This window comes from Sutcliffiella horikoshii (assembly GCF_020524325.1).
GTDB classification, from domain to species: Bacteria; Bacillota; Bacilli; order Bacillales; family Bacillaceae_I; genus Sutcliffiella_A; species Sutcliffiella_A horikoshii_D.
Genome location: NZ_JAIVKY010000002.1, coordinates 1 through 22669, shown reverse-complemented (window position 1 = coordinate 22669; position 22669 = coordinate 1). Strand labels below are relative to the sequence as shown.

General features: G+C 42.1%; 20 protein-coding genes. 17 read left to right on the top strand and 3 right to left on the bottom strand.

What is annotated here, in order from left to right:
• Positions 1–327 precede the first annotated feature (327 nt).
• Both spoIVB and spo0A read left to right on the top strand, forming a co-directional pair.
• On the top strand, positions 328–1623 hold the full coding sequence (spoIVB, locus tag LC091_RS01315) for a SpoIVB peptidase (protein ID WP_226679931.1): 1296 nt from the start codon (positions 328–330) through the stop codon (positions 1621–1623).
• A gap of 272 nt (positions 1624–1895) precedes the next feature.
• Entirely contained in the window at positions 1896–2687 is a 792-nt protein-coding gene (spo0A, locus tag LC091_RS01310; protein WP_226679930.1) for a sporulation transcription factor Spo0A, read from the top strand.
• An 88-nt stretch (positions 2688–2775) separates the two neighbouring features.
• Here spo0A and LC091_RS01305 read toward each other — a convergent pair whose 3' ends face one another.
• Entirely contained in the window at positions 2776–2928 is a 153-nt protein-coding gene (locus LC091_RS01305; RefSeq protein ID WP_226679929.1) for a YycC family protein, read from the bottom strand.
• A 92-nt stretch (positions 2929–3020) separates the two neighbouring features.
• Here LC091_RS01305 and LC091_RS01300 point away from each other — a divergent pair, with 92 nt between their 5' ends.
• On the top strand, positions 3021–3746 hold the full coding sequence (locus LC091_RS01300) for a glycerophosphodiester phosphodiesterase (protein WP_226679928.1): 726 nt from the start codon (positions 3021–3023) through the stop codon (positions 3744–3746).
• Between the two features lie 27 nt (positions 3747–3773).
• Here LC091_RS01300 and LC091_RS01295 read toward each other — a convergent pair whose 3' ends face one another.
• The gene (locus LC091_RS01295; RefSeq protein WP_010194894.1) at positions 3774–4016 is read right to left on the bottom strand and encodes a DUF2627 domain-containing protein; all 243 of its coding nucleotides are present in this window, start codon (positions 4014–4016) and stop codon (positions 3774–3776) included.
• Between the two features lie 189 nt (positions 4017–4205).
• On the opposite strand from LC091_RS01295, the gene LC091_RS01290 reads away from it, so the two are divergent.
• The 9 genes from LC091_RS01290 to LC091_RS01250 all read left to right on the top strand — a co-directional run bounded on the left by LC091_RS01290 (position 4206) and on the right by LC091_RS01250 (position 15979).
• Positions 4206–6257: a sigma 54-interacting transcriptional regulator gene (locus LC091_RS01290; RefSeq protein ID WP_226679927.1), complete on the top strand. Its 2052-nt coding sequence runs from the start codon at positions 4206–4208 to the stop codon at positions 6255–6257.
• A 135-nt stretch (positions 6258–6392) separates the two neighbouring features.
• On the top strand, positions 6393–7292 hold the full coding sequence (gene yqiS, locus LC091_RS01285) for a phosphate butyryltransferase (protein WP_226679926.1): 900 nt from the start codon (positions 6393–6395) through the stop codon (positions 7290–7292).
• 53 nt (positions 7293–7345) lie between these two features.
• Complete coding sequence (gene bcd, locus LC091_RS01280; protein ID WP_226679925.1) at positions 7346–8449, top strand: Leu/Phe/Val dehydrogenase; 1104 nt, start codon at positions 7346–7348, stop codon at positions 8447–8449.
• A 76-nt stretch (positions 8450–8525) separates the two neighbouring features.
• Positions 8526–9653, top strand: coding sequence for a butyrate kinase (buk, locus tag LC091_RS01275; protein ID WP_264179189.1), 1128 nt, complete (start codon positions 8526–8528; stop codon positions 9651–9653).
• 16 nt (positions 9654–9669) lie between these two features.
• The gene (gene lpdA, locus LC091_RS01270; protein ID WP_226679923.1) at positions 9670–11094 is read left to right on the top strand and encodes a dihydrolipoyl dehydrogenase; all 1425 of its coding nucleotides are present in this window, start codon (positions 9670–9672) and stop codon (positions 11092–11094) included.
• Positions 11095–11150: 56 nt separating this feature from the next.
• Positions 11151–12143: a thiamine pyrophosphate-dependent dehydrogenase E1 component subunit alpha gene (locus LC091_RS01265; RefSeq protein WP_226679922.1), complete on the top strand. Its 993-nt coding sequence runs from the start codon at positions 11151–11153 to the stop codon at positions 12141–12143.
• 12 nt (positions 12144–12155) lie between these two features.
• Positions 12156–13139, top strand: a complete 984-nt coding sequence (locus LC091_RS01260) for an alpha-ketoacid dehydrogenase subunit beta (protein ID WP_064098284.1) — start codon at positions 12156–12158, stop codon at positions 13137–13139.
• A 220-nt stretch (positions 13140–13359) separates the two neighbouring features.
• On the top strand, positions 13360–14709 hold the full coding sequence (locus LC091_RS01255) for a dihydrolipoamide acetyltransferase family protein (RefSeq protein WP_226679921.1): 1350 nt from the start codon (positions 13360–13362) through the stop codon (positions 14707–14709).
• A gap of 304 nt (positions 14710–15013) precedes the next feature.
• Entirely contained in the window at positions 15014–15979 is a 966-nt protein-coding gene (locus LC091_RS01250) for an NAD(P)-dependent alcohol dehydrogenase (RefSeq protein ID WP_226679920.1), read from the top strand.
• 62 nt (positions 15980–16041) lie between these two features.
• Here the strand turns inward: LC091_RS01250 and LC091_RS01245 are convergent, their stop codons facing one another.
• Positions 16042–16470, bottom strand: coding sequence for a hypothetical protein (locus LC091_RS01245; protein ID WP_226679919.1), 429 nt, complete (start codon positions 16468–16470; stop codon positions 16042–16044).
• A gap of 199 nt (positions 16471–16669) precedes the next feature.
• Here LC091_RS01245 and LC091_RS01240 point away from each other — a divergent pair, with 199 nt between their 5' ends.
• The 5 genes from LC091_RS01240 (at position 16670) to LC091_RS01220 (ending at position 22535) form a co-directional block, all read left to right on the top strand.
• Positions 16670–18535, top strand: coding sequence for a methylmalonyl-CoA mutase subunit beta (locus LC091_RS01240; RefSeq protein ID WP_226679918.1), 1866 nt, complete (start codon positions 16670–16672; stop codon positions 18533–18535).
• Positions 18525–20702 carry a methylmalonyl-CoA mutase gene (scpA, locus tag LC091_RS01235; protein ID WP_226679917.1) on the top strand — a complete coding sequence of 726 codons (2178 nt, stop codon included), beginning with the start codon at positions 18525–18527 and terminating at the stop codon, positions 20700–20702. The genes LC091_RS01240 and scpA overlap by 11 nt, the downstream gene beginning before the upstream one ends.
• Entirely contained in the window at positions 20695–21714 is a 1020-nt protein-coding gene (gene meaB, locus LC091_RS01230) for a methylmalonyl Co-A mutase-associated GTPase MeaB (protein ID WP_226679916.1), read from the top strand. The genes scpA and meaB overlap by 8 nt, the downstream gene beginning before the upstream one ends.
• 181 nt (positions 21715–21895) lie before the next feature.
• Entirely contained in the window at positions 21896–22333 is a 438-nt protein-coding gene (locus tag LC091_RS01225) for a BrxA/BrxB family bacilliredoxin (protein WP_226679915.1), read from the top strand.
• Positions 22334–22394: 61 nt separating this feature from the next.
• The gene (locus tag LC091_RS01220; protein WP_226679914.1) at positions 22395–22535 is read left to right on the top strand and encodes a hypothetical protein; all 141 of its coding nucleotides are present in this window, start codon (positions 22395–22397) and stop codon (positions 22533–22535) included.
• Positions 22536–22669 lie beyond the last annotated feature (134 nt).

The window sequence follows — 22669 nt, the reverse complement described above, 5'->3', positions numbered from 1 at the left end:
GACATCAGTGACGAGAAATCAAGAGGAGAGATCCTCACCTCCAATACGAAGCCCTTGGTGACAAGGATATTTTTGAAATACCTAGCCAAGGCCATTAAACTCACTGAAATTTAACAACGATAGCGGCCTTTCAAAAGCAGCCCCACATTTACATAATATTCCCCATCCCTCCTCCTGATATTTATCCCCATTCTCCCCATATTACATAACTATCCATAATGGGTAGCATTTAAATTAATATCGTTGTTATAAATGTAGCCGGACAAGGCAAAATTATATAATGTAGCCATGAATGGTGTGGGATAGGACCGAGGAGAGTGAAAATGTTTGAGAGAAGATATAATTAGAAAAATTGTTGGTGTATTTCTCCTTGTTTCAGTCATGGTATTATGTGTAAGTCAACCATTTAAAGAGTATGTCCAAATCCCGAATAAAATAACGATGTTTGAAGGGCAAGGGTTACATTTCCAGTCATCTGTTCCGGTGACTGCAAAGGTAAACGAAGATTCTTCCTCCTCTCTCGGGATTGAGGCAAACGATAGAACATTAGCATTCCAAGGCAAAAAGGCTGGGGAAGGGCAGGTTGTTTTACAACTGGCAGGTATCCCGGTTAAGCAAGTCAATGTAGATGTCATACCTGAATATAAAGTGTATCCTGGTGGTCAATCGATCGGCGTAAAGTTAAATACGTTAGGTGTACTGGTAGTAGGTCATCACCAAGTGGACACAGAAGATGGGAAAAAATCACCTGGAGAAATAGCAGGCATTCAAGTTGGCGATATCATCACAAAGATTAATGGGAAAACCATTGAACAAATGAGTGACGTTGCTCCATTCGTACAAGAATCCGGCAAAACCGGAAACCCCCTTGATGTTGTCATCACACGAGAAAAAGAAACCATTGAGACGAAACTTATTCCTTTAAAAGACAAGCAAGAAAGCTCCTTCAGAATTGGATTGTATATACGGGATTCTGCAGCGGGTATTGGAACCATGACTTTTTATGATCCCATTACCATGAAATATGGAGCGTTAGGACACGTAATATCAGATATGGACACGAAAAAACCAATTATTGTCCAAGACGGACAAATCGTACGATCCACGGTTACTTCCATTGATAAAGGCAGTAATGGGGTTCCTGGGGAAAAGCTTGCTCGATTCTCTAGTGACCGTTCAGCCATTGGGGATATCTCTAGAAATAGTCCGTTTGGGATTTTTGGTACCTTGCATAAGGATATTGAAAACGGAATTAGAGATAAAGCATTGCCAATTGCCTTATCATCTGAGGTGAAGGAAGGCCCTGCCAAGATCTTGACAGTGGTCGAAGGTGATAAAGTGGAAGAGTTCGATGTAGAGGTATTAAGCAGCATTCCGCAAAAATTCCCTGCCACCAAAGGGATGGTCATAAAAATTACGGACCCTGCCCTTTTGGAGAAAACAGGAGGAATTGTTCAAGGGATGAGTGGAAGCCCAATTATACAAAACGGCAAAGTAATTGGCGCGGTCACGCATGTTTTCGTAAATGATCCTACAAGCGGATATGGTGTTCATATTGAATGGATGCTGAACGAAGCGGGTATTGATATTTATAAAAAGGACAAAGAGAAAAAAGTGGGCTAAGGCAGCTCGCTTTTTTCTTTTGTTTTGCGAAAAATTACGTTAAGATGAAGGGTGTAAAGATTTTTCGACATATATTGAAATAAATGTAAATAAGTGCGGTTTGCGTCGAATTTAAGAGTATTCTGGAGAAAAATAAAGATTTTATATAAATTTTACGGTTTTTTAAATTTTTTAAAGGAAAACAGGTTGCATTGTCGAATTTAATATTTAGAATAAAATTAAGAGCTTCATGCTTTGTAGAAAGTATAGGGACTGAGGAGGAAACTAGTTATATGAAAATTAAAGTATGTGTTGTAGATGACAACCGCGAATTGGTCGGTCTTTTGGAAGAGTATATTTCAGCGCAAGAGGACATGGAAGTTGTAGGGGTAGCTCACAATGGTCAAGAATGTCTTCAGTTGCTTCAAGATAAAAATCCGGACGTATTAGTACTTGATATCATCATGCCTCACCTGGACGGCTTAGGAGTACTTGAAAAAATGCGTGGCCTGAACCTTGAGAAATCTCCTAATGTTATCATGTTAACTGCTTTTGGACAGGAAGATGTGACAAAGAAAGCGGTCGACTTAGGTGCTTCCTATTTTATCTTAAAACCATTTGATATGGAAAACCTAGTGGGCAACATCCGTCAAGTAAGCGGAAAAGCATCACCTATCCTTAAGAGATCCGGTTCATCATCTGTTCGTTCCTCCAGCCCAGAAAATAAAGGTAGAAACCTTGATGCCAACATTACAAGCATCATTCATGAAATTGGAGTGCCTGCTCATATTAAAGGTTACCTATACTTACGAGAAGCAATCTCGATGGTGTACAATGATATCGAATTGTTAGGATCCATCACAAAGGTTCTATATCCTGATATCGCTAAAAAGTACAACACCACAGCGAGCCGTGTAGAACGTGCCATTCGTCATGCGATTGAAGTAGCTTGGTCGCGCGGAAATATCGACAGCATCTCTTCTCTGTTCGGTTATACCGTATCTATGTCAAAAGCAAAACCTACAAATAGTGAGTTCATTGCGATGGTCGCGGATAAGTTAAGACTAGAGCACAGAGCTTCTTGAGAGGGTAAGCAATAAGAAATATTAGTAAAATGAAAACCCAACATGCAAATTTGTATGTTGGGTTTGTCTATGTTACATATAATTAATATTACTCATTATTATTGCCTGATTCAGTTCGTTCCAATTCTACAAGCTTTTGAACAAGGATATGTTGAGGGAGATGCATGACTTGTTCAATTGGCACATCCAAAGCCTCAGCAAGTTTTTGGGCGGTTTCAGCAGATATTTGTAATGGGCGCATTCTGTTCACCTCACTTTATCTAAAAATTTTACTAAATAATACGTACGTTTACAATTATTTCTGACAAGAAAGAGATAGAAAGGTGTGTAAAAATGACCAAAATTTTTGGCCACAGAGGTTCAGCTGGTACTCACCCTGAAAATACGATGATCAGCTTCGAACAAGCATACAAAGACGGAGCGGATGGTATTGAGCTAGATGTTCAATTAAGCAAAGATGGCATACCTGTTGTCATACACGATGAAAAAGTGAATCGGACAACCGACAGTAAAGGCTTTGTGCAAGAATTAACCTTAAGGGAATTAAAACAACTGAATGCCGTACATAAATTCAAAAAGCAATATAAACATGCAGAAATACCTACATTAGAGGAAGTGCTGGAGTGGGCTTCGAGAAAGCAGACGATTGTCAATATTGAACTCAAGAACAGTATTCTGCCTTATGCAGGTATGGAGGAGAAAGTACTTAAGCTAGTAGACAAATATAAGATGGATCACTTGATCATTTTTTCAAGCTTTAACCATTACAGCATAGCTCGTTTAAATACTTTAGCGCCAAAAATAGAGAAAGCTGTTTTGTATATGGAAGGCATTTATAAGCCGTGGGATTATACGAAATGGGTAGGCGGAAGCGGGATTCATCCCCATATTAAGGCAGCAACTGCCAGTATCATACATCGTTCACAACAATCGGGAGTACCTGTTAGACCATTCACGGTTAATGATGAAAAAACGATGAAGAGGTTGTTTGCAGAAGAATGTGCAGGATTTTTCACAGACTACCCGAAAAAAGCAGTGCAAATAAAATATCAAAATTAAAACCGGCTGCCCAAACAGCCGGTCTTATTATTTCTCTCTCTTTTGAAACCTTTTTTGGACATTGTTCCGCTTACGGTCGCGGTGAAAAATAAATCCGGCAACAAACCATAATCCAATTAAGAAAAATAATAATCCGATAATGAATTGTAAAGTTAATGAAGGGATTAGTGGGTGTGCAATGTTAAACACCATGTCACGCATCAGTTTTATTCCATATACAGCAATAATGCCAGGAATCAATAAAATAATTAAAGCGATTATACGTTGCATATCAATTGTTGGCCTCACTTTCAAAGCTTTCGGTTTCCATTATAGCAGAAATAATCTTGCAAGAAAGCGAAAAAAGATTTAAGATAAAAGTGTGCAAGAAATTTCATACCTTTTATAGAAGACTGTGAATTTTCTTTCAATTTACTTATTTTAAGAGAAATATAAGTATCAGGTGTAGAGGGGTTTTTTATGCAGACGGTATTAGTAGTTGGTGCTGGTAAAGGTGGCTCTGCGATTTTAAAAATGTTAACGCATTCAGGAATGTTTGATTTGTTTGCTGTAGTCGATATTAACCAGGCGGCACCTGGCTTGAAGCTTGCTAAAGATATGGGGATTACAGTCGGACAAGATTGGAAGGACTTCCTATCTGAGAAGATTGATATCATCATTGAAGCAACAGGTTCAGATGAAGTATTTAGGGAGATTCGTGAGGCGAAGAATCCCAAAACGGTACTCGTTCCTGGAACGGTAGCTCATATTACAGCAACTTTGGTAGAAGAAAAAGAACAGCTGATTGCTAAAATGAAATATGAATCCCATAAGCGAGACCTCATATTCAATCTTCTTCACGATGGATTAATGGTGGTTGATCAACAAGGTAAGGTAATTATCTACAATAAAAGTGCTGAAAAAATAGTAGGAATTAAAAAAGCGCATATGCTAGGTCAGCATATCTTAGAAAATGTGCCGACAAGCAGACTGCAAGATGTGATACATACGCAAAAAGTAGAAAAGAACAAAGAAATGCTACTGGAGAACGGCAAAAAAATCATTACAACAAGATCTCCTCTTATTGATGAGGATGGAAAGGTGATTGGAGCCTTCGCCGTTTTCAAAGACATCACAGAAGTGATGAACCTTGCAGAGGAAGTAACAAACCTAAAAGGTATCCAGACCATGCTTGAAGCAATCATTCAATCCTCCGATGAAGCCATTTCCGTCGTTGATGAATTTGGTAGGGGGTTAATGATAAATCCTGCATACTCAAGGTTGACAGGACTCGAAGAACAGCAAATCATTGGCAAACCTGCTACAGCAGACATTTATGAAGGGGACAGTATGCACATGAAAGTGCTGGAAACCAGAAGAGCTGTACGCGGTGTAAATTTGAAAGTGGGTCCTTCTAAGAAAGAAGTCATCGTTAACGTGGCACCAATCATTGTGGATGGCAAGTTAAAGGGGAGTGTGGGGGTTATCCACGATGTCTCTGAAATACAAACGCTTACCACTGAGTTGGACCGGGCAAGGCAAATTATCAGGACGCTTGAAGCCAAGTATTCTTTTGAGGATATCATTGGTTCCTCTGAAGAGATGAGCCTTGCTATTGAACAGGCCAAGCTTGGAGCAAAAACTCCGGCAACCGTATTGTTGCGTGGGGAGTCTGGTACAGGGAAGGAACTTTTTGCCCACGCTATTCATAATGCCAGCAGTCGTAAGTATAACAAATTCATTAGAGTGAATTGCGCGGCCCTTTCAGAATCTTTACTAGAAAGTGAACTTTTCGGATATGAAGAGGGTGCTTTTTCTGGGGCCAAGCGAGGCGGTAAAAAAGGTCTTTTTGAAGAAGCGAATAACGGAAGTATTTTCCTTGACGAGATTGGGGAATTATCTGCCAATACTCAAGCAAAACTATTAAGGGTTTTACAAGAACATGAAATCATACGCGTGGGTGGTACAAAGGCAGTTTCCATTAACGTACGGGTCATTGCTGCTACGAATGTTAATCTTGAAAAAGGGATTGCAGATGGATCTTTCCGTGAGGATCTCTATTATCGATTAAATAGAATGCCGATACACATCCCACCTCTTCGCAAAAGAAAAGAAGATATAGAAGCGTTAAGTGAACATCTAATAAGAAAAATCAATCAAGATTATGGGAGAAATGTGGAGGGGTTAACTCCTCGTGCCATCAATCATCTTGCCGCCTACGATTGGCCAGGAAATGTTAGAGAGCTTGAAAATGTCCTAGGACGAGCCATTATTTTTATGAAATTCAATGAAGTATTTATTGATACGGAGCATATTCCCGACCTTGCAACGAGTGGAGAGAAGGTTATCCAAGATTCTACCGAAACGGTTGCAAATGATTACACTCTGGCAGAAATGTTGGAAGGTTATGAAGCGAAAATAATTCAGAAGACATTGAAGAAGAATAAAGGCAATAAAACGAAGACGGCAAAAGAACTGGGAGTTTCTATTAGGAATCTTTATTACAAAATGGAAAAGTTCATGATTGATTAAGATTGCATGCAAAAAATTGCAGGGTGTGAAGAAACTTGCTTGCTATTGATAAACGAAATAAAGCGTTTTCACCAAAAGTGAGTTGGCACGCTTCTTGCATAAATAATATTGGAGTAGAAAGGAAGGGTTGAGAAAATGAAACTAGAGGAACTTATCACCAAAGCAACCCAGCTCACTTCTAAAGTCGTAGCTATTGCGGCAGCCGAAGATGAAGAAGTGATCGAAGCGGTTTCTCATGCTTTAGACAAACAGTTGGCTTCCTTTATACTGTTTGGACATGAGAAAAAAATTATTGCATTACTAAAGGAACATAATGTAGATGCATCACACCCGGCATTGAAAATAATATCTGCTGATGGTGCGAAAAAGGCATCCGAACTTGCTGTGAAAGCTGTTTCCAGCGGAGAAGCGGATGTATTGATGAAAGGAAATGTTCCAACAGCCACCATTCTAAAAGAAGTGTTAAATAAAGAATATGGTTTGCGAACGGGAAATGTTTTATCACATGTTGCAGCTTTTGAAGTGCCTGGATATGAACAATTAATTTTTGTAACAGATGCTGCAATGAATGTAGCACCTGATCTTCAGCAAAAGGTGCAAATCGTTCAAAACTCGGTTCAGGTTGCAAGGGCACTGGGTATAGAGTTACCGAAAGTTGCGCCACTCGCAGCTGTGGAGGTTGTGAACCCAGCTATGCAAGCAACAGTTGACGCAGCACTTCTTACACAAATGAATAATAGAGGGCAAATAAAGGATTGCATTATTGATGGCCCGTTGGCCTTGGACAATGCCGTATCAGCCCTTGCTGCTGAACACAAAGGCATCCAAAGTGAAGTGGCAGGGCAAGCAGACATCTTGTTTGTTCCGACCATTGAAGCCGGAAATGTCCTATACAAATCATTGATCTATTTTGCGAAAGCAAAAGTCGGCGCAATCATCGCCGGAGCAAAAGCACCAATTGTATTAACATCCAGAGCCGACTCAGCAGAGAGTAAGTTAAACTCACTCGCACTTGCAGTTTGTTCTGTGAAATAAATATTTTATAAATCATACTAAAATCATTTACTATCTTGGGGAGGAATTTTATCATGGAAATTTTCAAATATATGGAGACTTACGACTACGAGCAATTGGTGATCTGTCAAGACAAACAATCAGGACTAAAAGCAATCATTGCTATTCACGATACAACACTTGGACCAGCCCTTGGTGGAACACGCATGTGGACATACGCAAACGAAGATGCAGCAATTGAAGACGCACTTCGCCTTGCAAAAGGGATGACGTACAAAAACGCTGCAGCTGGGTTAAACCTAGGTGGCGGTAAAACAGTTATCATCGGTGACCCTCGCACAGACAAAAACGAAGAAATGTTCCGTGCTTTCGGCCGTTACATCCAAGGATTAAACGGACGCTACATTACAGCAGAAGATGTTGGAACAACTGTTGCTGACATGGACTTGATCTATGAAGAAACAGACTATGTAACAGGTGTATCTCCTGCATTCGGTTCTTCCGGTAACCCATCTCCTGTAACAGCATTTGGTGTATACCGCGGAATGAAAGCTGCAGCGAAAGAAGCATTCGGAACAGATTCATTAGAAGGAAAAGTGGTAGCAGTTCAAGGTGTAGGAAACGTGGCGTTCAACCTTTGCCGTCATTTACACGAAGAAGGCGCGCAGCTTATTGTAACTGATATCAATAAAGAAGCGGTAAACCGTGCAGTTGAAGAATTCGGTGCAAAAGCAGTAGACATCAACGACATCTACAGTGTGGATTGCGATATCTATGCACCATGTGCATTAGGCGCAACAATCAACGACGAAACGATTCCTCAATTAAAAGCAAAAGTTATCGCTGGTGCAGCAAACAACCAATTGCTTGATACAAAACATGGCGATATCATTCACGAAATGGGTATCGTTTACGCTCCAGACTACGTAATCAATGCTGGTGGAGTAATCAACGTAGCGGATGAGCTATACGGATACAATCGTGAGCGCGCAATGAAAAAAGTAGAAGGAATCTACGACAACATTGAAAGAGTTATTGAAATCGCAAAACGTGACGGTATCCCGACTTACCGTGCAGCAGATCGTCTTGCTGAAGAGCGTATTGAAAGAATGAAAAACTCCCGCAGTCAATTTTTACAAAACGGACATCATATTTTAAGCCGTCGTAACGGACGCTAATATAAATAAATATTAAGTTTCTCAGAAGGGGCAAACGGGGTGAAAAGTAATTTCTCTCGTTTGCCGTCCGTCTGAAATGGAGGTTTCAACAGTGTTAGAAAAGGAATATCGCATACTTGTCATCAATCCGGGATCCACATCAACGAAAATCGGCGTATTTGATAATGAACGCTCTGTATTTGAGAAAACATTACGTCACGATAGCGAAACGATCAATTCCTTTGCAAGTATCTATGATCAGTATGAATTCAGAAAAACGACCATTCTTGAAACATTAGATCAAGAAGGCATCAATATATCAAAACTTAGTGCTGTATGTGGCCGCGGTGGACTTCTTCGTCCAATCGAAGGAGGAACATACGCTGTTAATAAAGAAATGCTACATGATTTGAAAATTGGGTTTGCAGGCCAACACGCGTCTAACCTTGGTGGAATCATCGCCTATGAGATTGCAACTGGTTTGAATATCCCATCTTTCATCGTGGACCCGGTGGTAGTGGATGAGCTGTCTGACATTGCTCGTATTTCAGGATTTTCACTAATCGAGCGAAAAAGTATCTTCCATGCCTTAAATCAAAAAGCGGTTGCACGCAGAGTAGCGAAAGATCTAGGCAAAAAATATGAAGACCTTAACCTGATTGTTACTCACATGGGTGGAGGTATCACTGTAGGCACGCACATTGGCGGTAAAGTAGTTGATGTAAATAACGGTCTTCATGGTGACGGTCCATTCAGTCCAGAGCGTGCTGGAACGGTGCCTGCTGGTGAGCTGGTATCACTGTGCTTCTCAGGTGACTATTATCGTGATGAAATTATGAAGAAGCTAGTAGGACAAGGTGGTCTTGTAGGATACCTTGGAACGAACGATGCAGTTAAAGTGGAACAAATGATAGAGGCTGGCGATGAAAAAGCGGCTTTAATATTTGATGCAATGGCTTATCAAGTTGCAAAAGAAATCGGTTCAGCAAGTGCAGTGCTGGCAGGTAAAGTAGATGCCATCATTTTGACTGGCGGACTTGCCTATGGAAAAGGATTTGTAAAACAAATTTCCGAGCGCATCAGCTGGATTGCAGACGTTATCGTACAACCAGGTGAAAACGAATTGCAAGCTCTTACAGAAGGAGCGCTTCGCGTATTACGTGGTGAAGAAGAAGCAAAAGCATACCCTGGAACGGTCGTAGACACAAAAGTAGTACAGAGCTAGAAGGGAGCAAGGAATAATGGCACAAGAATATGATTTAGTCATCCTAGGTGGCGGAACAGGCGGGTATGTCGCGGCTATTCGTGCATCTCAACTTGGCTTAAAAACAGCAGTAGTAGAAAAGAAGAAAATCGGCGGAACTTGCCTTCATGCAGGATGTATCCCAAGTAAAGCATTACTTCGTAGTGCAGAAGTTTTTGCGCAAACGAAGAACAGTGAAGAGTTCGGCGTAATCTCAGGTGAAGTGAAACTTGACTTCTTCAAAGTGCAAGAGCGCAAACAAAAAATCATTGATCAGCTTCACGGCGGTGTGCAACACCTGATGAAGCAAGGGAAGATTGATGTGTTTTACGGAACAGGCCGTATCTTAGGGCCTTCCATTTTCTCTCCAATGCCAGGAACAATCTCTGTGGAGTTCGAAAATGGTGACGAGAACGAAATGTTAATTCCGAAGAACGTTATTGTCGCAACAGGATCTCGTCCACGTTCTCTTCCTGGACTAGAAATTGACGGCACACAAGTCATGACTTCTGATGAAGCATTATCACTAGAGGAACTTCCAAAATCAATTATCATCGTAGGTGGAGGCGTAATCGGTATCGAGTGGGCATCTATGTTAGATGATTTCGGTGTAGAAGTAACCGTACTTGAATATGCTGATCGCGTATTGCCGACAGAAGACAAAGAAGTTTCCAAAGAAATGCAACGTCTGTTGAAAAAACGCGGCATCAAGGTAGTGACAAGTGCGAAGGTTCTTCCAGAAACGCTTGAAAAAGCAGATGGATCTGTAACAATCAAAGCCGAGCACAAAGGGGAAGAGAAATCCTTTACTGCGGAAAAAATGCTAGTGTCCGTTGGCCGTCAAGCTAACGTTGAGGGCATTGGTCTTGAGAATACAGATATTCAAGTGGAAAAAGGATTCATTAAAACCAATGACCGTTTCCAAACAAAAGAATCACACATCTACGCAATCGGTGATGTAATCGGCGGCTTACAGCTTGCACACGTTGCTTCCCATGAAGGAATCGTGGCAGTAGAGCATATGGCAAATGAAAATCCTGCGCCAATCGATTACTCCATGATCTCCAAATGTGTGTACTCAAGTCCTGAAGTGGCGTCTGTTGGTTACACAGAAGAAGAAGCAAAAGAAAAAGGCTTCGATGTCAAAACAGGTAAATTCTCTTTCCGCGCAATTGGAAAAGCACTTGTGTACGGGGAATCTGATGGTTTTGTAAAACTTGTAGTGAACAAAGAAAACGATGACATCTTAGGTGTTCACATGATTGGACCACATGTTACCGACATGATTTCTGAAGCAGGATTAGCACGTGTACTTGACGCAACACCATGGGAAATTGGACACACCATCCATCCGCATCCATCCCTATCCGAAGCAATCGGCGAAGCAGCCCTTGCAGTAGATGGAAAAGCGATTCATTCTTAAAATTTGAAATGGGAGCTACACGCTTCCAACTCTCTACATATAGGAGGTAAACTTAAATGGCAGAAAATCGTCACCAAGCCTTAGGGCTTACAGATGAAAACGTATTAGAAATTTTCGAAACAATGTTACTAGCTCGCCGCATTGACGAGCGTATGTGGTTACTAAACCGCGCAGGTAAAATCCCATTCGTTATCTCTTGCCAAGGTCAAGAAGCAGCACAAGTAGGAGCAGCATTTGCTCTAGACCGTGAAAAAGACTACGTATTACCATACTACCGCGACATGGGTGTTGTTCTTACTTTCGGTATGACAGCAAAAGAATTAATGCTTTCCGGTTTCGCAAAAGCGGAAGATCCAAACTCAGGCGGACGTCAAATGCCAGGTCACTTTGGTCAAAAGAAAAACCGCATCGTAACTGGTTCTTCCCCTGTAACAACACAAGTACCACACGCAGTTGGAGTGGCACTTGGTGGCCGTTTAGAAGGAAAAGACCTATGCACGTTCGTAACATTTGGTGAAGGTTCATCCAACCAAGGGGACTTCCATGAAGGCGCTAACTATGCAGCAGTTCACAAGCTGCCAGTTATCTTCATGTGCGAAAACAATAAATATGCCATTTCTGTTCCTTACGAAAAGCAAGTGGCATGTGAAAAAATCTCTGACCGTGCACTAGGGTACGGAATGCCTGGTATCACTATTGATGGAAACGACCCGCTTGAAGTGTATGCGGCTGTTAAAGAAGCAGCAGATCGTGGACGTCGTGGTGAAGGCCCTACTCTTGTTGAGGCAATCTCTTACCGTTTGACTCCTCACTCTAGTGATGACGATGACCGTGCATACCGTGAGCGTGATGAAGTGGATGCAGCAAAAGCGAAGGATCCAATCATCAGCTTTGCAGCTTACTTAAAAGAAGTTGGCGTATTAACAGATGAAAAAGAAAAAGAAATCAACGATAAAATTGCAAAAGAAGTAAACGAAGCAACAGAATACGCAGAAAATGCTCCATATGCAGATGCTGAATCCGCAATGAAGCATGTCTACGCAGAGTAAGGGGGAACTATCGTGGCAGTTATTTCTTATATAGATGCAGTAACAATGGCCATCCGTGAAGAGATGGAACGTGATTCTAAAGTATTCGTACTTGGGGAAGACGTAGGAAGAAAAGGTGGAGTATTCAAAGCGACTACTGGCCTATACGATCAATTCGGGGAAGATAAAGTTATCGATACACCCCTTGCAGAATCAGCAATCGCTGGTGTAGCAATCGGTGCAGCAATGTATGGCATGCGTCCAATCGCAGAAATGCAGTTCGCGGATTTCATCATGCCTGCAGTTAACCAAATCATTTCAGAAGCGGCTAAAATCCGTTACCGTTCAAACAACGACTGGACTTGTCCACTTGTTGTTCGTGCTCCATATGGCGGAGGAGTTCACGGTGCACTTTACCACTCTCAATCCGTTGAGGCAGTGTTCGCGAACCAACCTGGTTTGAAAATTGTTATGCCTTCTACTCCTTATGATGTAAAAGGTTTATTGAAAGCGGCAATCCGTGATGAAGATCCCGTTCTATTTTTCGAGCACAAACGTGCGTACCGTCTGATCAAAGGCGAAGTACCAACAGATGATTACGTATTACCAATCGGTAAAGCAGACGTAAAACGCGAAGGCGAAGATATCACGGTTATTACGTATGGTCTTTGCGTACATTTTGCACTACAAGCAGCAGAGCGTCTTGCACAAGACGGAATCTCGGCTCACATTCTAGACTTGCGTACAGTGTATCCGCTTGATAAAGAAGCAATCATGGAAGCTGCTTCTAAAACAGGAAAAGTACTTCTGCTTACGGAAGATACAAAAGAAGGAAGTATCATGAGTGAAGTATCTGCAATCATTGCAGAAAACTGCTTATTCGACCTTGACGCACCAATCATGCGCCTTGCTGGACCTGATGTACCTGCAATGCCATATGCACCAACTATGGAAAAATACTTCATGGTTAACCCGGACAAAGTAGAAAAAGCGATGCGTGAGCTAGCTCAATACTAAAACCTGATTTTTAAGTGGAAGAGTGAAGGAATGGTAATGTTGATTTCCTTGCAGTTGATTGTAGTGGAAGGAGCTTGACTCCTGCGGGAGGAAGGGACAGGGGAGACCCCGGAAGGCGTAGCCTGAGGAGGCTCCCGGACCGCCCGCGGAAAGCAAGCTCCTGGAACGGAGATCAACTGCAGAGTTCAACAGAGCCAACCGATTAAAGGAGGTTCTCATCATGGCAGTAGAAAAAATTACCATGCCGCAGCTTGGGGAAAGCGTAACTGAAGGAACAATCAGCCGCTGGATCGTAAGCGTAGGCGATAAAGTAAACAAATACGACCCTCTAGCAGAGGTCATGACAGATAAAGTTAACGCAGAAATTCCATCTTCTTTTACAGGAACTATTAAAGAACTTGTAGCAGAAGACGGGGACACACTAGCAGTAGGAGAAATCATCTGCTACATCGAAACAGAAGGTGGCGGAGAAGCAGAAGCAACTGCTGACGCACCGAAAGAAGAAAGTGCACCTGCATCTGCATCTGCACCTGCAGCAAAATCCGAAGCGCCATCAGCACCAGCTGTAGAAGAGGATGCAGACGCACCTAACAAACGTCGCTACTCTCCAGCAGTTCTTCGTCTTGCACAAGAAAACAATGTAGATCTTGAGCAAGTAAAAGGAAGCGGAGCAGGCGGCCGTATTACAAGAAAAGACATCCAAGCGGTGATCGATTCTGGCAACATCCCAACTGCTGATTCCAAGCCTGCAGCTACTCAAGCTCCAGCAACGGAAGCTCCAAAGGCGGCACCTGCAGCACCAGCGGCTCCATCTGCACCTGCAAGTGCTCCTAAAGCAGCACAACCAGTAAACGTACCAGTTGAAGCAGGCGATATCGAAATTCCTGTAACAGGCGTCCGTAAAGCAATCGCTGCAAACATGCTGCGCAGCAAGCACGAAGCTCCACACGCTTGGACAATGATTGAAGTGGATGCTACAAACCTTGTTGAATACCGCAACTCCTTAAAGAGTGAATTCAAGAAAAAAGAAGGCTACAATCTTACTTTCTTCGCATTCTTCGTAAAAGCTGTTGCTCAAGCATTGAAAGAATTCCCACAAATCAACTCTATGTGGGCTGGCGATAAAATCGTTCAGAAAAAAGACATCAACATCTCCATCGCCGTTGCGACAGACGACGCGCTTTATGTGCCAGTTATCCGCAACGCTGATGAAAAAACAATTAAAGGTATCGCTCGTGAAATCACAGAACTTGCCAACAAAGTTCGCGCTGGTAAATTAACATCTGCAGAAATGCAAGGTGGAACATTTACTGTCAACAACACTGGTTCTTTCGGGTCTGTACAATCACAAGGTATCATCAACTACCCACAGGCAGCCATCCTGCAAGTGGAATCCATCGTGAAACGTCCAGTAGTAATGGACCACGGCATGATCGCAGTTCGCGACATGGTAAACTTATGTATGTCTCTTGACCACCGAGTTCTTGATGGTCTTGTATGCGGACGCTTCTTAGCACGCGTTAAAGAAATTATCGAGAAGATGTCTAAAGAGAATACGTCGATTTATTAATAGTTTGGAACCAACCGATAAAGTCCTCCTCGAATGGAGGGCTCTGTCGGTTTTTTTGTTTTCGCCCGATTACTCGTGATAATCGCCCGTAAAATCAAATTATCGCCCGATTGCAGTCAATTATCGCCCGTAAATCTCAAAAATCGCCCGAAAGACCTCCAGAATCGCCCGAATAGTTTTCACCGACACTTCGGCCGGAAGTTTATATTTTATATTGTCTACAGACAGGTGGACGTATTTACTTGTAGATCAACATACAATGATTGCAAGCAAATAAAAAACTTTTCCCCAGAGGAGGCAGTCCATGAAAGCTGTTGTGTATACCAAATATGGTCCACCAGAGGTACTTGAATTAAAAGAGGTTGATAAACCAGTTCCAAAAGATAATGAAATTCTAATAAAAATAGTGGCGACAGCTGTCAATGCTGCAGATTGGCGATTGAGAAAAGCAGACCCGGTAGCAGTAAAATTGTTCTTTGGACTAACACGTCCCAAGAAGTCCATTCTAGGCGGAGTCCTGTCAGGTATAGTTGAGTCTGTTGGAAGTAAAGTTACTCAATTTAAAGCAGGGGACCAGGTTTTTGGTTCTACAGGGATGAGTATGGGTGCTTACGCAGAATATATATGTCTGCCTGAAAATGGAGTTGTAGCAGTGAAACCATACAATCTAAGCTATGTTGAGGCAGCCACTGTTCCTTTCGGAGGGCACACTGCCATTCATTTTTTAAGAAAAGCAAATATACAACCTCGGCAAAAAATTCTAATCTATGGGGCATCCGGTGCAGTCGGTACAGCAGCAATCCAACTAGCCAAATTATATGGTGCTGAGGTTACAGGGGTATGCAGCACTGCCAATGTAGAAATGGTGAAGTCTTTAGGGGCAAACAAAGTAATTGATTATACAAAAGAAGAAATTGCTGGAGAAAATTATGATGTGATTTTTGATACGGTTGGGAAAATACCCTATGAAGCAGTCAAGAAAACGCTTAAGAAAAAAGGAACCTGGATTCTCGGCGCATCAGGCCTCACTCAGATGGTGCAGGGATATTGGAGTGGCATGTCACGCGGTTATAAAATAATTTCAGGTCTGGCATTGGAAAAAGAAGACGACATTAGGTTTTTGAAAGAGCTGATTGAAAAAGGCAAGTATAGAGCAGTTATCGATAAAAGCTATCCGATGGAACAATTATCAGTTGCTCACAGCTATGTAGAAAAGGGGCACAAGAAAGGCAATGTTGGGGTTATTATCGATGAAACCTACGATAAATAGGTAATTAAAAAGGGTATAGGAAACCGCTATGTTTCCTATACCCTTTTTGTCAGATATTCCGTTTATCTGTTCGCCAAAAACATCCCATCCAACTCTCGCATCTTATCATAAGCCTCCAACAGATTTTCAGGTACAACGGTCCTTCCAAAAACCCATGCATTTTTTTCGATTTGACGCATCAAGATTTTTTTCTCTTCTTCTCCGCCATACATCAGTATTCTCAAGTCATGCTTGTTCTTTTTAAAATCCAGGTAATAGCCGACTTCATGAAAGAGTATGAGTTTCACAAAGTTTTCATCAGTTTCTCTAATTTTATTATTGATCTTCGCTTTGTATCCGTTAATCTGCAAATAATTGAACTTGATCGTGTTAGTCGATATGTTAAAGCTCATCGGTGCTTTTAGATTATTGTCAAATTCAAAATTAATATCTAAGCTAAGTTCCTCTAGAGTTTCTTTAATTATGTTTTCAATGGTCCATATGTATAACATCGCTACAAATCACTACCTTTTTAAAAGACTATCGATTATATAGTAAGTATAGTTTTTCTATCTAAGGAATACCACTGAAAAATAAGTAATTCCTATGCTTTCTTTATTTGCCGTGCCCACATAACTATATTAAAATAAATATATGAACTTTTGAAAAATTTAAATTTGTAAGCGATTACGTAATTAAGGGGACGAGGGGATGAAGATGAGTAGATTGAAAGAGATGAAGAACAATAGTTTCCCGAAGGTGACAATGGAAGAGTGGGTGGAGCAGGCAGAGAAAGCGTTAAAGGGGAAACCTGTTTCCAAGCTCAACACCGCTACATACGAAGGTATAATACGTAAACCGGTATATACAGAAAATGATAAAAATGACCAAGCACCTAAACAATTAATAGACCAGGCTAATTGGGCAGTCAGCCAGCAACTTTATGCATCTACTTCATTCGAGGAATTAAATGCTCAAATGAAAATGGAACTAGAGAGTGGCTTGCAATTTATTCATTTTGCAACCTATCCGTCAACAGAACCTAATGCATTAATAATAAACGACCAAACAGCACTTAAAGAATTATTCAGTGACATCTCCATGAATGACATAGCTCTCCAAGTACATGCCGGAGCCAGCGCCACAACATTCATCAATGCATTGATCGATAGCGGGATGGAAACGAAGAACTTGCAAGGAATCATTGGGGCAGATCCTGTTGGGGAGCTTGCAGCAACAGGCAGACTGAGTCAACCTTTGGAGCAGTATTATGACGAAATGAAATCCAATATAGAGTGGAAGGAAAACAATGCTCCACACCTTAAAACAATTTGGGTCCAGTCCAATGCCTATCACAACGGAGGAGCAAATGCCGTACATGAGCTTGCGGCTGTCATGGCGACGGCCGTTGAATATTTGCAACAACTGATGAATAGAGGTTTGACCATTGGTGAAGCTTCCCAGGAAATAGCATTCACTTTTCCGGTAGGAAGTGACTTTTTCATGGAACTCAGCAAGCTGAGAGCGGCACGAGTGTTATGGACAAATATCGTGGAAGCTTTTGGGGGCGATGAAAAAGCACAGAAGATGACAGTCCATGCCACAACTTCTATGTTTACCAAATCTAATCTTGATCCGTACGTCAACATGCTCCGGTCGACAACTGAGGCATTCTCTGCCGCAATTGGAGGAGCAGACAGTATCAATGTGGAAAGCTTTCAGCAAGGCAATGATGCTTTCTCCCGAAGAATCGCAAGAAATACTCACTACATCTTAAAAGAAGAGAGCTTTTTAGATAAAGTCGTGGATCCAGCAGCAGGATCTTATTATGTTGAAAACCTGACAAATCAATTGGCTGATGAGGCATGGAAGCTGTTTCAGGAGCTGGACAAGCTTGGCGGAATAGTGGAAGCTCTGCGAATAAATTTTCTACAGGAGCGCATTACTGAGGTAAAAGAAAAGCGTCTCAAGGATGTCCAAAGCAGGAAAAAAGTGTTGGTCGGAACGAATATGTTTGCCAATCTTCAAGAGGAGTTAAAGTGGCAAATAAGCACTCAACCAATTGAGAAGAATGAACATGCTCCAGTCAAAGTACAGGCCATTTCATCTTTAAGATTATCGGAAGCCTTTGAAAGCCTGCGTTACCAAGCCAAGGTGTATCAGGAAAAACAGGGAACACCGCCAAAAGTTACTTTGATCAATCTTGGTTCATTAGCAACCCACAAGGCCCGAACTGACTTTGCATCAGGCTTTTTCCAGGTAGGAGGTCTTCAACCTGTACTCAGCCCAAGCTTTGAAGATGCTAAAGAAATAGTGGAGTGGGTCTCTGAACAAAACATAAATGGTTATGTATGCATTTGCGGCAGTGATGACACTTACGAGGAGTTTTTAAATGCAGCGGTGGTGGCTGTTAATTCGCCTAATCGAAAAGTATTGGTTGCTGGCTTACTTGAAGCTGGACGTCATAAAGAGCTGCAGGAAATAGGGGTTAGTGATTTCATTCATATACGCTCCAATTGTTATGAGCAATTAGTAAAGATACACCAAGAAATGGGGTTGACCGACAATGAAGCCTGATTTTTCAACAAGAACACTAAATAAGGAAACCACAGCTACGAAAGTGCCACTGTCCAATGAAGCGGTGGAAGAACTATTTTATGAAACAAATGAACAGATTAAATTAAAGGCCAATTACACACAGGCCGACTTGGATGGAGCCGATCACTTGGGAACTCTTCCTGGTATAGCCCCGTATTTGCGAGGGCCTTATCCGACGATGTACGTTAACCGTCCATGGACTATCCGTCAGTATGCCGGTTTCTCGACTGCGGAAGAGAGCAATGCATTTTACAGAAGAAACTTGGAAATGGGGCAAAAAGGGTTGTCGGTTGCCTTTGACCTTGCGACACATCGCGGCTATGATTCTGACCATCCCCGTGTAGAAGGGGATGTTGGAAAAGCAGGAGTTGCCATTGATTCTATTCTTGATATGAAAGTTCTTTTTGATGGTATACCATTGGATAAAATGTCTGTGTCGATGACGATGAATGGTGCGGTTCTGCCAATTATGGCCTTTTATATCGTTACGGCGGAGGAACAAGGGGTAAGTCCAGAAAAGCTTTCCGGGACCATTCAAAATGATATTTTAAAAGAATATATGGTTCGTAATACGTATATTTATCCGCCAGAGATGTCCATGCGAATTATTGGCGATATTTTTGCTTACACGTCCCAGCATATGCCGAAGTTTAATAGCATCAGTATTTCTGGTTATCATATGCAAGAAGCAGGGGCTCCGGCTGATATTGAGCTTGCCTATACGCTAGCAGACGGTCTCGAGTATGTGAGAACAGGACTTGAAGCGGGTATTAATATCGATAAATTTGCACCAAGACTTTCGTTCTTCTGGGCAATTGGCATGAACTTTTTCATGGAAGTGGCGAAAATGCGGGCCGCCAGATTCATATGGGCGAAGATGATGAAGGAGTTCTTACCGAAAAATCCAAAATCCATGGCATTAAGAACCCACTCTCAAACATCAGGATGGAGCTTGACGGAGCAGGATCCATTTAATAATGTCACGCGCACTTGCATTGAAGCACTAGCAGCAGCCAATGGGCATACGCAATCATTGCACACCAACGCATTGGATGAAGCAATTGCGTTACCAACGGACTTTTCCGCACGTATCGCCCGCAATACGCAGTTGTATTTGCAGGAGGAAACGGAAATTACCAAAGTTATCGATCCTTGGGCTGGTTCATATTATGTGGAAACTTTGACGAAGGAATTGATTGATAAAGCGTGGGCACATATTGAAGAAATCGAAGAGCTTGGTGGCATGGCAAAAGCGATTGAAACCGGATTGCCGAAGATGAGAATTGAAGAAGCATCTGCACGCCGTCAAGCGAAAATCGATTCAGGAAAAGAATCTATCATTGGTGTGAACAAATTCCGTTTAGAAAAAGAAGATATGGCTATTGATGTTTTGGATATTGATAATGCAGAGGTTCGTAAAAAACAGATCCTTCGTTTGCAAGAACTTCGTGAAAATAGGAATGAAACAGAAGTGGTATCTGCTCTAGAAGCACTGACAGATGCGGCTCGCACAGGGAAAGGCAATCTGCTTGAACTGGCTGTGGACGCGGCGCGCGCTCGTGCAAGCCTTGGTGAGATTTCAGATGCTATTGAAAAGGTAGCCAATCGACATCGTGCTGTCATCCGTTCTATTAGCGGAGTGTACAGCAGTGAATTCTCCAACGAGGAGGAGATGAAGGCTGTGAAGGATAAGATTGAGGAATTCTTGGAGCTCGAAGGAAGACGCCCGAGAATTATGATTGCAAAAATGGGACAGGACGGTCATGACAGGGGGGCAAAAGTTATTTCCACCGCGTTTGCCGACCTTGGATTTGATGTAGATATCGGACCTCTTTTCCAAACACCAGCAGAAACAGCACTGCAAGCGGTGGAAAATGACGTGCACGTTATCGGAATCAGTTCCCTTGCTGCCGGTCATAAAACACTTCTTCCACAATTAGTAGAAGAGCTGAAAAAATTGAACCGTGAAGACATTATCGTTGTTATAGGTGGGGTAATCCCAGCACAAGATTATGAATTCCTATATAGTAAAGGCGCTTCCGCTATTTTCGGACCTGGGACGGTTATCCCGCGTGCAGCTGAAAAGGTTCTAGAGGAGATCTACGAACGCCTTGGCTATGAGGAAGTGGAAGAGACGCATGACTAAAGAGCGTATACCGCGAAAAAAGGTGCTCAAAAAGGAGGAGCGGATAACAGCGGATATCATCTCTGGTATCCATGCAGGAGTCCGCTCAGACCTCGCTCAAGCCATCACGCTTGTGGAAAGCAATGCAACACGACATTTTCATAAAAGCCAAGAAATCATACAAGAAATCATGCCTTCGACCGGGCGCTCTGTTCGGATAGGGATAAGCGGAGTACCAGGTGCAGGCAAGAGTACTTTCATAGAAGCGTTTGGATTGTACTTGTGCGAGCAAGGCCATAAAGTCGCCGTGCTTGCAGTCGATCCGAGTAGTTCCAAAACAGGTGGTAGTATCCTTGGGGACAAAACGAGGATGGAGCAACTCGCAAGGCATCCGAAAGCATTTATCAGGCCATCTCCTTCAAGTGGCACATTGGGTGGAGTTCATAGGAAAACGCGTGAAAGCATTCTTTTATGTGAAGCTGCGGGCTATGATGTAATTTTAGTAGAAACAGTCGGAGTCGGACAGAGCGAAGCCATTGTCCGTGATATGGTCGATTTCTTTTTACTGCTTGTTTTAACTGGGGCAGGCGATGAGCTACAAGGTATGAAAAAAGGCATTATGGAACTTGTTGATGCTATTGTCGTTAACAAAGCGGATGGAGAGAATAAAGCAAGAGCAGAGAAAACTGCTCATGAGTACAGACAAATCCTTCATTTCTTGCAGCCTGCAACAGAAGGATGGGAAACGAAAACTTTTACTTGTTCGGCTTTGAATAATGTGAATGTTGATGAGACTTGGAAGATTGTTCAGGAGTTTGTGGAAAGAACAATGGAATCCGGAATTTTTAGTGAACGCAGGAATGCACAAAAAAAGACTTGGTTTTATACTTCGTTAAAGGATCAAATAGAGCGGATGTTTTTTGACGATGAAAAGGTGAAAAAAGAGTTACCAGTTCTTGAGAAGCAAGTTGGGGAAGATGAGGTTTCTGTATCTTTGGCTGTGGAGAAGTTAATTAGAAGTTACAGACATTAATTATAGGGCAAAAAAAAGGAAAGTGAGCATATCACTTTCCTTCATCTAGGGAGTATAGGGGTATGGATATCTAGATGTTAATGATATAATACCCGCCAAAATAGAAAATAAACCTTTTTTGTTTTTTTATTTGAAAATAATTGGTATGATAAGAGTAGTTTAAAACTTGAGGTGATACAACATGAATATCGATTTTAATATGTTTATGAATGATGTTGTTCGTACTGCCAGAGAAGAAATGGATAACGCTGGCTATGAGCAACTTAGAACAGTAGAAGATGTTGAAGAAGCATTTGCACGTAAAGGGACGACACTTGTAATGGTGAACTCTGTTTGTGGTTGTGCAGGAGGTATCGCACGTCCAGCTGCAACGCATGCGGTGCATTATGACAAGCGCCCGAACCACTTAGTTACTGTGTTTGCAGGGCAAGATAAAGATGCGACGGAGAAGGCTCGTGAATATTTCGAAGGCTACCCGCCATCCTCTCCTTCTTTTGCTTTATTAAAAGACGGCAAGATTGTAACGATGGTAGAAAGACACGAAATCGAAGGCCATGCGCCAATGTCTGTCATCACAAAGCTTCAAGGCTATTTTGAAGAGCATTGTGAAGAGCTATAAGAAGTATTTAAAAGAGTGCCGGTTCCATTTATGGGACCGGCACTTTTTGTTGTTTAGGAGATTGAATGATGGAATAATCGTCATGGTGATCCTATATCGTCGTGATAATGGCCTCGATGACGAAAAAAAGGAGAAGAGCCGTCCTCATAGACGTGATGAAGACATCAGTGACGAGAAAAAAAGAGAAGAGCCGTCCTCATAGACGTGATGAAGACTTCAGTGACGAGAAAAAAAGAGAAGAGCCGTCCTCATAGACGTGATGAAGACTTCAGTGACGAGAAAAAAAGAGAAGAGCCGTCCTCATAGACGTGATGAAGACTTCAGTGACGAGAAAAG

What these genes read in the sequence shown, in the direction of transcription:
- spo0A (WP_226679930.1), top strand. Translation starts at nt 1,896, where the DNA reads ATGAAAATTAAAGTATGTGTTGTAGATGACAACCGCGAATTGGTCGGT.
- LC091_RS01305 (WP_226679929.1), bottom strand. Translation starts at nt 2,928, where the DNA reads ATGCGCCCATTACAAATATCTGCTGAAACCGCCCAAAAACTTGCTGAG.
- LC091_RS01300 (WP_226679928.1), top strand. Translation starts at nt 3,021, where the DNA reads ATGACCAAAATTTTTGGCCACAGAGGTTCAGCTGGTACTCACCCTGAA.
- LC091_RS01295 (WP_010194894.1), bottom strand. Translation starts at nt 4,016, where the DNA reads ATGCAACGTATAATCGCTTTAATTATTTTATTGATTCCTGGCATTATT.
- LC091_RS01290 (WP_226679927.1), top strand. Translation starts at nt 4,206, where the DNA reads ATGCAGACGGTATTAGTAGTTGGTGCTGGTAAAGGTGGCTCTGCGATT.
- yqiS (WP_226679926.1), top strand. Translation starts at nt 6,393, where the DNA reads ATGAAACTAGAGGAACTTATCACCAAAGCAACCCAGCTCACTTCTAAA.
- bcd (WP_226679925.1), top strand. Translation starts at nt 7,346, where the DNA reads ATGGAAATTTTCAAATATATGGAGACTTACGACTACGAGCAATTGGTG.
- buk (WP_264179189.1), top strand. Translation starts at nt 8,526, where the DNA reads ATGGAGGTTTCAACAGTGTTAGAAAAGGAATATCGCATACTTGTCATC.
- lpdA (WP_226679923.1), top strand. Translation starts at nt 9,670, where the DNA reads ATGGCACAAGAATATGATTTAGTCATCCTAGGTGGCGGAACAGGCGGG.
- LC091_RS01265 (WP_226679922.1), top strand. Translation starts at nt 11,151, where the DNA reads ATGGCAGAAAATCGTCACCAAGCCTTAGGGCTTACAGATGAAAACGTA.
- LC091_RS01255 (WP_226679921.1), top strand. Translation starts at nt 13,360, where the DNA reads ATGGCAGTAGAAAAAATTACCATGCCGCAGCTTGGGGAAAGCGTAACT.
- LC091_RS01250 (WP_226679920.1), top strand. Translation starts at nt 15,014, where the DNA reads ATGAAAGCTGTTGTGTATACCAAATATGGTCCACCAGAGGTACTTGAA.
- LC091_RS01245 (WP_226679919.1), bottom strand. Translation starts at nt 16,470, where the DNA reads ATGTTATACATATGGACCATTGAAAACATAATTAAAGAAACTCTAGAG.
- LC091_RS01240 (WP_226679918.1), top strand. Translation starts at nt 16,670, where the DNA reads ATGAAGATGAGTAGATTGAAAGAGATGAAGAACAATAGTTTCCCGAAG.
- scpA (WP_226679917.1), top strand. Translation starts at nt 18,525, where the DNA reads ATGAAGCCTGATTTTTCAACAAGAACACTAAATAAGGAAACCACAGCT.
- meaB (WP_226679916.1), top strand. Translation starts at nt 20,695, where the DNA reads ATGACTAAAGAGCGTATACCGCGAAAAAAGGTGCTCAAAAAGGAGGAG.
- LC091_RS01225 (WP_226679915.1), top strand. Translation starts at nt 21,896, where the DNA reads ATGAATATCGATTTTAATATGTTTATGAATGATGTTGTTCGTACTGCC.